The sequence below is a fragment of the Caulobacter sp. GW821-FHT11E10 genome (assembly GCF_058808375.1).
The window spans coordinates 66516-77542 of sequence record NZ_JBXARP010000003.1 but is presented as its reverse complement, the minus strand read 5'-3'; the positions used below and the strand labels follow the sequence as shown (position 1 = coordinate 77542).

At 68.5% G+C, this 11027-nt stretch carries 14 protein-coding genes and 1 pseudogene; 12 read left to right on the top strand and 3 right to left on the bottom strand.

The window, feature by feature from the left end; translation table 11 throughout:
- The first annotated feature begins 71 nt into the window (after positions 1-71).
- Entirely contained in the window at positions 72-1724 is a 1653-nt protein-coding gene (locus AC1RRV_RS06320) for an MFS transporter (RefSeq protein ID WP_492858741.1), read from the top strand.
- 17 nt (positions 1725-1741) lie between these two features.
- On the opposite strand, the gene AC1RRV_RS06315 is transcribed toward AC1RRV_RS06320, so the two are convergent.
- Entirely contained in the window at positions 1742-2638 is an 897-nt protein-coding gene (locus AC1RRV_RS06315; protein ID WP_492858740.1) for an NAD(P)-dependent oxidoreductase, read from the bottom strand.
- A 16-nt stretch (positions 2639-2654) separates the two neighbouring features.
- A complete protein-coding gene (locus tag AC1RRV_RS06310) occupies positions 2655-2969 on the bottom strand; it encodes an MliC family protein (protein ID WP_492858739.1) in 315 nt (104 codons plus the stop codon).
- Positions 2970-3184: 215 nt separating this feature from the next.
- Here AC1RRV_RS06310 and AC1RRV_RS06305 point away from each other — a divergent pair, with 215 nt between their 5' ends.
- From AC1RRV_RS06305 to AC1RRV_RS06270, 8 genes and pseudogenes are all read left to right on the top strand, one after another.
- Positions 3185-3715: a (2Fe-2S)-binding protein gene (locus tag AC1RRV_RS06305; protein ID WP_492858738.1), complete on the top strand. Its 531-nt coding sequence runs from the start codon at positions 3185-3187 to the stop codon at positions 3713-3715.
- Entirely contained in the window at positions 3712-5901 is a 2190-nt protein-coding gene (locus AC1RRV_RS06300) for a xanthine dehydrogenase family protein molybdopterin-binding subunit (RefSeq protein ID WP_492858737.1), read from the top strand. The genes AC1RRV_RS06305 and AC1RRV_RS06300 overlap by 4 nt, the downstream gene beginning before the upstream one ends.
- Positions 5902-5962: 61 nt before the next feature.
- The gene (locus AC1RRV_RS06295) at positions 5963-6541 is read left to right on the top strand and encodes a helix-turn-helix domain-containing protein (RefSeq protein ID WP_492858736.1); all 579 of its coding nucleotides are present in this window, start codon (positions 5963-5965) and stop codon (positions 6539-6541) included.
- Between the two features lie 45 nt (positions 6542-6586).
- Entirely contained in the window at positions 6587-6877 is a 291-nt protein-coding gene (locus tag AC1RRV_RS06290) for a hypothetical protein (RefSeq protein ID WP_492858735.1), read from the top strand.
- Positions 6878-6943: 66 nt separating this feature from the next.
- Positions 6944-7123, top strand: a pseudogene (locus AC1RRV_RS06285) (LuxR C-terminal-related transcriptional regulator); the annotation flags it as partial.
- 46 nt (positions 7124-7169) lie between these two features.
- A complete protein-coding gene (locus AC1RRV_RS06280; protein WP_492859249.1) occupies positions 7170-7514 on the top strand; it encodes a hypothetical protein in 345 nt (114 codons plus the stop codon).
- Between the two features lie 326 nt (positions 7515-7840).
- Entirely contained in the window at positions 7841-8278 is a 438-nt protein-coding gene (locus AC1RRV_RS06275; RefSeq protein ID WP_492858734.1) for a hypothetical protein, read from the top strand.
- Positions 8256-8480, top strand: a complete 225-nt coding sequence (locus AC1RRV_RS06270) for a hypothetical protein (RefSeq protein ID WP_492858733.1) — start codon at positions 8256-8258, stop codon at positions 8478-8480. The genes AC1RRV_RS06275 and AC1RRV_RS06270 overlap by 23 nt, the downstream gene beginning before the upstream one ends.
- 47 nt (positions 8481-8527) lie before the next feature.
- Here AC1RRV_RS06270 and AC1RRV_RS06265 read toward each other — a convergent pair whose 3' ends face one another.
- The gene (locus tag AC1RRV_RS06265) at positions 8528-9130 is read right to left on the bottom strand and encodes a nucleotidyltransferase family protein (RefSeq protein WP_492859222.1); all 603 of its coding nucleotides are present in this window, start codon (positions 9128-9130) and stop codon (positions 8528-8530) included.
- Positions 9131-9296: 166 nt separating this feature from the next.
- Between AC1RRV_RS06265 and moaA the strand changes: the two genes are divergently transcribed.
- From moaA to AC1RRV_RS06250, 3 genes are read left to right on the top strand one after another with little or no spacing between them, the layout of a single operon-like run.
- On the top strand, positions 9297-10331 hold the full coding sequence (moaA, locus tag AC1RRV_RS06260) for a GTP 3',8-cyclase MoaA (protein WP_492858732.1): 1035 nt from the start codon (positions 9297-9299) through the stop codon (positions 10329-10331).
- 1 nt (position 10332) lies between these two features.
- Positions 10333-10572, top strand: a complete 240-nt coding sequence (locus tag AC1RRV_RS06255; protein WP_492858730.1) for a MoaD/ThiS family protein — start codon at positions 10333-10335, stop codon at positions 10570-10572.
- Positions 10569-11024, top strand: coding sequence for a molybdenum cofactor biosynthesis protein MoaE (locus AC1RRV_RS06250; protein ID WP_492858729.1), 456 nt, complete (start codon positions 10569-10571; stop codon positions 11022-11024). The genes AC1RRV_RS06255 and AC1RRV_RS06250 overlap by 4 nt, the downstream gene beginning before the upstream one ends.
- The last annotated feature ends 3 nt before the right edge of the window (positions 11025-11027 follow it).

The following is an 11027-nucleotide window of genomic DNA, read 5'->3' as shown; positions in this document are numbered from 1 at the left end:
CCCTGTTCCCTCAGCCTCTTCCCCCCGAGCCCTGAACCACGCTAAGCAGGGCCCAAATACGGGGGAACCAGATGGCCGAGGGAAGTCAGGAACGCGCATCCATGCGCACGGTGGTGGCGGCGTCGTCCGCCGGCACGGCCTTCGAGTGGTACGACTTCTTCATCTTCGGCAGCCTGGCCCAGGTCATTTCCAAGGTCTTCTTCACGGGCCTGCCCGACGCCGCCGGCTACATCGCCGCCCTGGCCCTGTTCGGTGTCGGCTTCGCGTTCCGGCCGCTGGGCGCCCTGGTGTTCGGCAAGATCGGCGACCAGGCCGGGCGCAAGGGGGCGTTCCTGGCGACGGTGCTGCTGATGGGCGGCGCGACCTTCGCCATCGCCTTCCTGCCGACCTACCAGCAGGCGGGGATCATCTCGCCGATCCTCCTGATCATCCTGCGCTGCGTGCAGGGCTTCGCCCTGGGCGGCGAATACGGCGGGGCGGCGATCTATGTCGCCGAGCACTCGCCGGCCAACAAGCGCGGCTGGTCGACCTCGTGGGTGCAGACCTCGGCCGCCTTCGGCCTGTTCGGCGCCCTGCTGGTGATCCTGGCCACCCGCTGGGTGCTGGGCAAGCACGTCGGGCCCGAGGCCTTCGACGCCTGGGGCTGGCGGATCCCGTTCGGGGTCTCGATCGGCCTGCTGGGCGTCTCGGTCTGGATGCGCCTGAAGCTGACGGAAAGCCCGGCCTTCGCCGCCATGAAGGAAGAAGGCAACGCCTCCAAGGCGCCCTATGCCGAGGCCTTCGGCCAGTGGAAGAACATGAAGCTGGTGATCCTGGCCTTCCTGTCGATGATGTGCGCCCAGGGGGCGGTCTGGTACACCAGCTTCTTCTACGTCCAGACCTTCATGGAGAAGTTCCTGAAGGTCGATCCGGTCACCATCAACGGCCTGATGATGACGGCCACGGCGATCAGCGCGATCTTCTACGTCGTCTTCGGCTGGCTGTCGGACAAGGTGGGCCGCAAGCCGGTGATGCTGGCCGGCATGACCCTGGCCCTGCTGTTCTATTTCCCCGGCTTCCACCTGCTGGAGCGGGCCGCCAATCCGGCCCTGGCCGAGGCTTCGGCCAAGTCGCCGGTGGTGGTCGTGGCCGATCCGGCGGACTGCTCGCTGCAGTTCGACCCGGTGGGCAAGGCGGCGTTCGTCACCTCGTGCGACATCGTCAAGGGCGCCCTGGCCAACGCCGGTGTCTCCTACGCTAACGAAAAGGCGCCGGCCGGGACGACGGCGGTGGTCAAGGTCGGCGGCGTCGAGGTGGTCTCCAAGAGCGCCAAGGGCCTGCCCAAGGCGCAGATCAAGGCCGTGAAGACCGGCGTCGAGGCCGAGATCAAGGCCGCCCTGGTCAAGGCCGGCTATCCGGCCAAGGCCGATCCGGCGCGAATGAACAAGGCGCTGATGCTGGGCGTGCTGTTCGTGTTCGTGATCGCCGCGACGGCTCTGTTCGGCCCGTTGGCCGCCTGCCTGGTCGAGCTGTTCCCGACGCGGGTGCGCTATACGGCCCTGTCGCTGCCCTATCATATCGGCACGGGCTGGGTGGGCGGCTTCGTGCCGTTCTTCGCCTTCGCCATCGTGACGGCGGTCGGCAACATCTATGCCGGCCTCTGGTATCCGGTCGCCTTCACCCTGATCAGCGTGCTGACCACGGCGTTCCTGCTGCCCGAGACCAAGGGGCGACCGCTGAACTAGCGGTCCCCGGGAGGGCTCTAGGCGATCGGGGCGACGGGGACGACCTCGACCGTCACGGCCGCCTGGGTCAGGGCGTGGATCAAGGCCGGGTCGACCGCATGGGTGATCAGGCGGACGATCTGGCGGCCCTCGTTGGCCAGCTCGATCAGGTGATCGGCGTCGGCCTGGGCGGGATCGAGGCGCTCGACGTCTCGCCGGGCGAGTTTGACGATCTCGGGCTCGGCGTCGGCGTCCAGGACCAGGACGTCGGCCGCGCCTAGCATCCGCACCGCGCGCAGGGTCAGCAGGTCGACCGGCCCCTTGCCGGCGATGAAGCGGACCACCCCCTTGCGGTCCCAGCCCTTGGCCAGGGCCTCGCGGAGCAGCTGGCCGGCGCGCTCCATGTCGCCGGCGCGGGCGGCCTCGGCGGCCTCGCCCATCACCGCTTCGCGCAGGAAGGCCCGGCGCTCGTGCAGGGCCGGCAAGGTCTTGCGGACTTCGCTCTGGAACTTCGAGAGCAGGGCGGCCACCCGGCCGGTGCCCTCGGGCACGTGAATCTCGATGTCGTTGCGCAGCATGGTCGCCAGGACGGGGGACGTGCCGCCGGTGCCGATGGCCGCCACCACCTCGCCGCGATCGATCACGGCGGGGGTGTTGAAGTCGCACATATCCGGCCGGTCGACGACATTGACCAGCACTCGCGCGGCCCGCGCCGCCCTGGCGGCGGCCTGGACGAACACCTCGTCCTGACCGGCCACGAAGGCCAGGACCGCGCCGGTGTACGAGCCGGGCAGATAGGCCTCGGGGCCATCCAGGCGGATCACGGTGGCGGGCGAGCCCTCGAACAGCCGGGCCTTGGCCTCGGCGGCCTCGCCGGATCCGGCGATCACCACCTTGCGGCCGGTCAGGGGGAAATAGGCGGGGAAGGAGTCCAACGCGTCGTCCTCGAGACTATTGGGATCGGCAATCGTCATACGGACCGCCGGGGAAACCCTTGAGCATGGCGGATGCGCCCTTGCTCCAGATCTCCGCGTCGCCGGCCGCATAGCGCGCGCCCGAAGCCGAGCGGGCCAGCTTCAAGGTCTTGGTCGCGCCGCCGGCGGTGACCAAGACCTTCTTGCCGTGCAGGGCGTAGGCCGCGGTGAACCGCTTGCCGCCCTTGCAGCTGTAGCGGATCGGCGCGTCCGTGGAGTCCATCGGGGCCACGGTGGCGCAGCCCGCCAGGGTCGTGGCCAGGACGGCGAAAGAGACGAGCACGCGGCGCAAGACGAAGACCTCCATACGGTGCGAGCGCGAGCATAGCGGGTTTCGACGGGCGTCACCGCCGCCTTCGCCTATCCGGAAGTGTTTTTGGCCGCCGCCGGGCTTGCCTCGGCGCCGCGCCGCTCAAAATCCGCTGGCCAAGCCTTGAGTGAACGGTGTTAGGTTTAGCCAACCGGCGGGCCGCGTCGCGTGCCCGCATCGCTCGGAGGCGAAGACGCATGGCCGTGACTCTCGACATCAATGGCAAGGCGACTTCGGTCCAGGCCGCGCCGGAAACCCCTTTGCTGTGGGTGCTGCGCGACGAGCTGGGCATGACCGGCACCAAGTTCGGCTGCGGCATGGCCCAGTGCGGGGCCTGCACCGTGCATCTGGACGGCCAGCCGATCCGCGCCTGCGTGACGCCGATCCAGGCGGTGGGCGCGGCCAAGATCACCACCATCGAGGGGCTGGGCGGCCAGCATCCCGTGCAGCAGGCCTGGGTGCGCCACGACGTGCCCCAGTGCGGCTACTGCCAGTCGGGCCAGATCATGTCGGCCTGCGCCTTGCTGGCGCAAAAGCCGAAGCCCTCGGACGAGGACATCGACAACGCCATGTCCGGAAACATCTGCCGCTGCGGCGCCTATCAGCGCATCCGCGCGGCGATCAAGGACGCGGCCGACACCGGTCCGCCGCAGGGCGAGCCGCACGCCGACATCGACGCGGCCATTGTCGCCGGTTCGGGCGCGACCCAGCGTGGAGCCGGCCGATGAACGCCCCCGTCCAAGCCAAGAACCTGAGCCCGGCGCCGCCCAGCCGCCGCGACGTGATCGTGGCCTCGGCCCTGGTCGGCGGCTCGCTGCTGGTCGGCTGCTCGCCCGCCGACCTGATGAGCACCGGCTCGAAGGTCGAGGTCGGCGCGTTCGGGCCCTTCATCAAGATCGCGCCCGACGGCGTGGTCACCGTGGTCTCCAAGCACCTGGAAATGGGGCAGGGCAACCATGCGGGCCTGGCGGCCATCGTCGCCGAGGAGCTGGACGCCGACTGGAGCAAGGTGCTGGTCGAGCAGGCTCCGGCCAACGCCAAGCTCTACGCCAACGGCGCCATGGGCGTGCAGCTGACCGGCGGCTCTTCGGCGATCTCCAACTCGTGGGAGCAGCTGCGCAAGGCCGGCGCCGGCGCGCGGGCCATGTTCGTCCAGGCCGCCGCCAACAAATGGAACGTGGCCGTCGGCGAGATCACGGTGAAGGACAGCGTCCTCACCCACACCTCCGGCAAGACCGCGACCTTCGGCGAGCTTCTGGCCGACGCGGCCAAGGTCCCGGCGCCGACCGACGCCAAGCCGAAGGACCCCAAGACCTTCACCCTGATCGGCACCGACCGGGTGCGCCGCAAGGACGCCCAGGCCAAGAGCGACGGCACCGCCCGCTACACTCAGGACGTCCGCTTGCCCGACATGCTGACGGCGGTGGTCGCCCATGCGCCGTTGTTCGGGGCCAAGATGAAGAGCTTCGACGCGGCCGAGGCCAAGAAGGTCGCCGGCGTGGTCGACGTGTTCGAGATCCCGACCGGCGTCGCCGTGGTCGCCCAGAGCACCTTCGCCGCCCGCATGGGGCGCGAGGCGCTGAAGATCGAGTGGAACGACGAGAAGGCCGAGAAGCGCGGTTCGGCGGCCATCACCCAACTCTTCCGGGACGTCCTGGCCGGCAAGGACGCCGCGACCAAGTGGGAGGCCTTCGACTCGCACGGCGACGCGGCCGCCCTGGCCTCGGCCAAGGGCGAGCGCGTGTTCGAGGCGACCTATGAGTTCCCCTATCTGGCCCACGCGACCATGGAGCCGATGAACTGCGTCGCCTCGGTCGACGGCAACAAGGTCAAGCTGGTGTTCGGCTCGCAGGGCCAGACGCTGGATCAACTCAACGCCGCCAAGATCGTCGGCTGCCTGCCCGGCGCGGTCGAGATCGAGACCGTGTTCGCGGGCGGCTCGTTCGGCCGGCGCGCGACCTTCCAGTCCGACTACACGGCCGAGTGCGTCCATATCGCCAAGAAGGTCGGCAAGGGTCGGCCGGTGAAGCTGGTCTGGACCCGCGAGGACGACATGCAGGCCGGCTATTTCCGGCCGATCGTCATCCACGCCGTAAAGATCCAGCTCGACAAGGACGGCTATCCGGCCGCCTGGCGCCACCGGATCGTCACCCAGTCGATCATGAAGGGCTCGCCCATGGGCGGCAAAGGCCCCGACCAGACCGCGATCGAGGGCACGGCGGGCTCCCCCTATCTGAAGGCCACGCCTGTCGTCGACGCCCAGGTGGCCCTGCCGGAGGTCGGCGTACCGGTGCTGTGGTGGCGCTCGGTCGGCGCCACCCATACCGCTTTTGTCATGGAGCACACGATCGACCAGTTGGCGGCCAAGGCCGGCAAGGACCCGATCGAGTACCGTCGCGCGCTGTACAAGAAGGCGGGCGCGGATCGCCATCTCGGGGCCTTGAACCTGGCTGTTGAAAAAGCCGGACCGGCCGCCACGGCGGGCTGGACGCGCGGCGTCGCGGTGCACGAGAGCTTCGGCTCGGTCGTCGCCCAGGTCACCGAGGTCAAGCTTGAGAACGGCGTCCCGCGGGTCGGCCGGGTGGTCACCGCCGTCGACTGCGGCGTCGCGGTCTCGCCCGACCAGATCGCCGCCCAAATGGAGGGCGGCACCTGTTTCGGCCTTTCGGCGGCGTTGTTCGGCGAGGTGACCCTGACCGACGGCAAGGTCGACCAGACCAATTTCGACCGCTACCGCGTGCTGCGGATCAACGAAGCGCCGACGGTGGAGACCAATATCGTGCCGTCCGGCAATCCGCCCAGCGGGGTGGGCGAGCCCGGCACGCCGGTCATCGCTCCGGCCGTGGCCAACGCCCTGTTCGCCCTGAACAAGACCGCGACCAGCCGTCTGCCTTTCGTGCGTTCGGAGGCCTGATCGGCGCGACTGCAACCGTCGCACGCTAGACGGGAAGATTTTCGCCGATCATCTTGCCGGCATGGTTCACCGCGTCAGTACCGCTTTCGAGAAGCTCACGCCCCGTGAGCGGGAAATCCTCCGGCTCATCGCCGCGCATCTCCAATCCAAGGAGATCGCGCGCGCTCTGGGCCTATCGCCCAAGACCGTCGAGATGCACGTGCTCAGCGCCCGGCGACGCCTGTCGGGCATAAGCCGGCGTGACGCGGCCCTGGCCTTCGCGGCCTGGGAGGGCGAGGATCCCGGCGGCGATCATCGCGCGCGGCCTGACGATTTGACGGCGCCAAAGGGACCATCGACTCCCGATCGCGCCATTATGAACGACGATGGCCGCGCGGCGATCTTCGGAGCCGACCTCCAGCCGAGCCACGGAGGCGGCCTTGGGCCTGACCCAGGTCAATGGCGGGCGGCGATCAAGGACCTTGTCGCGGGCCCCGACGACCCGCCGACCGTCCGGCGGGATTGGCGCCATGAGCTGACCAACCTGCAATGGCTGGGGCTGGTGTTGGGGATTACGACCCTGATCGCCGTCGCCCTCGCCGTCATCGCGATCAGCGTCCAAGAATTCATCATGCGGATCCAGCAGATCACGCATCGCTGAAACGCCACGCGCCGGGCAAGTCGTTGCTGGCATCGAGGTTCGAGCTTGCCCGAGTACCTGATCCCCTATTTTACCTACCTCATCGCCCTGGCGGTTTTCGGCGTGGCGATTTGGAAGGGGGATCTACCGCTGAAGCTGGCGGCGCTGACCCTGATCGTCCCGTTCGTGTACGTCTTCGACCGCGACATCCATTTGTACAATCGATACGCCGCCAACAACATCCTATCCAACCTCCAGCTGGTCGTCGTTCCGGTGGCGACCTGGCTCGCTGTTCGCGATCGGAGACGGGCTGGGCGTGGCGCCGACCATATGGCTGTCGCTCGCTCGGGCGCCTGACGGCGCGGGAGCAGGTTCAACCGGCGCACGCTGGACGGGAAACAAATCGCCGATAAACTTGGCGGTATGGTCGACCGCGTCAGTACCGCTTTCGAAAAGCTTACCCCTCGGGAGCGGGAGATTCTCCGGCTCATCGCCCGACATCTCCAGTCCAAGGAGATCGCGCGGGCGTTGGGATTGTCTCCAAAGACCGTCGAGATGCATGTGCTCAGCGCCCGCCGGCGACTGTCCGGCCTGAGCCGCCGCGACGCGGCTCTGGCCTTCGTGGCCTGGGAGGGCAAGGACCCCGGTAGTGACTACCGTAAGCAGCCAGACGGTCTGGCAGAGCTTCCGGAGCCGTCGCTTCCTGATCGTGAGATCGGAAACGACCATGAACGAGCAATCCTTCACTCATCTGACGAACAACGCCCCGATCAACCCGACCTGCTTCCTGGCCAGTTGGGGTTCGTTGGAGGAGTGCCTGACCCTGCTGGCGGGGACCCCCGAACGCGGGGCCCTGGTCCCGGAGGCGGTGTCGGCCCTGCGCAAGGCTCAGGCCAGCGGGGAGGCGCCGTCCAAGACGCTGTTGCGGGTTCTCGCCGCGACGGCGTTCCTCACGGACGATCGTCCGCTGGGCGGGACGGGCGCCATGACCTGACCCTGCTCCAATGGCTGGGCCTGGTGCTGGGCGCAGCGGCTTTCATCGCCGCCAGCCTCGCCGGGATCGCGATCAGCATGGACGCCTTCATCCTGGCGATCCAGAGGATCGCCCACTACTAGGCCGGCCGCCTTCCAACTCTCTCCACAGTTCCAGCGTCAACCAAACGCGCGGTCGCGGCCGCGTGAAGGATTACACCTGCATGCCTTTGTCGCGTCCAAGAAATCGGAACGCCGTCCTGGCCATCGGGAACCCCGAGCCGCTGGCGTTCCCAACCCGTCCGGCCTATTGGCTTGGGAAGTCGCCACGCGTGCCGGGACGAGAGCTTGTTCATTTCCCTGTACACCTTCATCTTCTACCTAGGCGCGGTGATCGCCTCTGGGTTGGGCCTCTGGAAGGGCGACCAGACGCTTCGGGCGATGTCGGCGGTGACGATCGTCTCGTGGAGCATCACACCGTTGGTGGGCCACTGGGACTACGGCGTCCTCAACGTGCCCCAGACGATCATCGATGTGATCACCGCCGTGGCGTACATCTGGCTTTCGCTACGCCATCGGCAGCTATGGACGGTGTTCCTATGCGCCGTGGCGGTGCTGGTAGTGCTCTGTCCGTTCGTCGACCTGATCGATGCGCGGGTCCATCGCAACAGCTGGATCGCCGCGAACAACGCCCTCGCCGTGTGCCACATCGCGATCCTGCTCGCGGCCCTGTGGCTAGGCGCCCGCGCCCGGAGACGGGCCGATGAGGGAACTGTCCAATCCTGATTTCGACGCCATCGCGGACGAAGAGGACATCGCCGAGTTCCGTCGAAGCTTCGCGGTGATCGGCAAGGACCACAAACGAATCCTGGCCGCGCTGATCCCCAGGCTGGTGGCCCTGCAGGATCGCGGAGACTCCGAAACCGCCTTGAAACTGATCGCCGAGGTCAAGCGCATCGTGGTCAGGGGAGAGGCGGCGGCGCACTGATCGAACGGGCGAAGGTCGCCGTCGGACATCTGGGGGGATGGTTCGACCTACAGGCGGCCTTCGATGGCGCGGGCGAGGTCCTCGGGTCGATCCACATCGATATGGATCCCAGGGTCCTCGACGGGAATCCGCGCCAACCGGGCGCCCGCGTTCTCCAGGAGGGCGCGGGCGCCTTCGTCTCCGGAAAGTTCGCGCAGGGCCGGAAACCAGGTCGCGCCAAACAGCACCGGATGGCCGCGCCGCCCCAGATAGGTGGGGGCGATCAGGTCGCCGGCGCCTCGGAAGGCCTGGGCCAGGCGCGTCGGGGTGGCCGGATCGATGGCCGGCATGTCGCCGAGCAGGACAAGGGCGCCGTCGGCGTCGTCCGGCAGCGCCTGAACCGCCGCGCGCAGCGAGGCGCTCATGCCCTCGGCGGGATCGTCGACGGCGACCAGCACGAGACGATCCGCGGCGGCGAGGCGAGCGGCCGTCGTCTCCACCGCCTTGCGCACGGCCGGATCAGGCCCGATCGCCACGAAAACCCGCCGCACCGGGGCCAGGAACGCCGTCAGGAGGGCGCTGGCGACCAGCGGCGCGCCATTGAACGGGGCGGTCAACTTGGCGCCGCCAAAGCGGGCGCCCCTGCCCGCCGCCAGGACGATAGCCTCCAGAGCCTGCCCTGGTTGGCGTGAATCACGCCAACCAGGATTGGCAGGTTCGCTCTTTTGGGTTGGAGGCCCTCTCATCGGTTCAAGATGACCATCTTGAGCGGGAAGGCCTCCAGCGAGTCGTATCGCTTTGCGTCATGGGTCCCAGCGCCTATTCTAAGAGACAGACATGACGCCCTATGACGACAGCCCCGCGCAAGCGGTTACCAGCGCGCCCCGCCTCATTGATGGCTTCGGCCGCGCCGTGACCTATCTGCGCGTCTCCGTCACCGACCGCTGCGACCTGCGCTGCCTCTACTGCATGTCCGAGCACATGACCTTCCTGCCGAAGGCCGAGGTGCTGACCCTGGAAGAGCTGGACCGTCTGGCCTCGACCTTCGTGGGCCTGGGCGTGCGCAAGCTGCGTCTAACCGGCGGCGAACCGCTGGTGCGCAAGGGCTTCATGGACCTGGTGGCAGGTCTCTCGCGGCATCTCCGGTCGGGCGCGCTGGACGAGCTGACCCTGACCACCAACGGCACCCAGCTGGAACGCCATGCCGCCGATCTGGCGCGCCATGGCGTGCGGCGGATCAACGTCTCGCTCGACACCCTGAAGCCCGACCTCTTCCGGGCCCTGACGCGCGGCGGCGACCTGGTCCGCGTGATCGCCGGGATCGACGCGGCCCTGGCGGCCGGGATCGCGGTCAAGATCAACGCCGTGGCCCTGAAGAACGACAACGCCGGCGAGCTGCCCGACCTGATCCAGTGGGCCCACGCGCGCGGTTGCGACATGACCCTGATCGAGACCATGCCCCTGGGCGAGGTCGACCAGGACCGAACGGACCAATATCTGTCGCTGAAGGATGTGCGCCGGGACCTGTCGTCGTTCTGGACGCTGGAGGACATCCACTACGCCACCGGCGGTCCGGCGCGCTATACGCGGGTGGCCGAGACCGGCGGACGACTGGGGTTCATCACCCCGCTCAGCAACCATTTCTGCGACACCTGCAACCGGGTGCGCCTGACCTGCACCGGCACCCTGCACACCTGCCTGGGCCGCGATGACGCCAGCGACCTGCGGGCGGTGATCCGGGCCGGCGCGAACGACGCCCAGTTGACCGAGGCGATCTTCGCGGCCATCGGCTCCAAGCCCAAGGGGCACGACTTCCAGATCGCCGCCGCGCGCCCGGCTGTCGCCCGGCACATGTCGACGACAGGCGGCTAGAATGGCGCGGGTCCTGCTGTTCGGACGCCTGGCCGACCAGGCCGGCTGGCGCGACCGCTCGGTCGAGGCCGGCGATCTCTCGACCCTGCGCGCCGCGCTCGCCGCGAACGATCCCGAACTCGGCGAGGCCTTGACCGCTCCGGGCGTCCAGGTGGCGGTCGACAAGGCCATCGTGCGCGGCGAGGCTTCGCTGGCCGCGGCGACCGAGGTCGCCTTCCTGCCGCCGATGAGCGGCGGATGATCGTCACGCCCACCGTGACCTTGACCGACCAGCCGTTCGAGCCGGGCGCGCTGGTCACGGCCTTCTGCGCGGACCGCGAGGAGACCGGCGCGGTCGCCACCTTCGTGGGCCTGGCCCGGGCCGAGAAGGGCCAGGCGGTCGCCCTGGAGCTGGAGGCCTATCCGGGGTTCACCGACAGCGCGATCGGCGAGATCGCGCGAACGGCCGTGGCGCGCTTTTCCCTTCACGACGTCCACATCGTCCACCGGACCGGCCGCATCGCCCCGGGCGAGGCCATCGTCTTCGTCGCCACCGCCGCCGGCCATCGCCGCGAGGCCTTCGAGGCGTGCGACTTCCTGATGGATTATCTCAAGAGTCGCGCGCCCTTCTGGAAGAAGGAGCACGGTCCCGGCGGACCCCGCTGGATCGAACCGACGGACCGCGATAGGACCGACGCGCAACGCTGGGACTGAAGA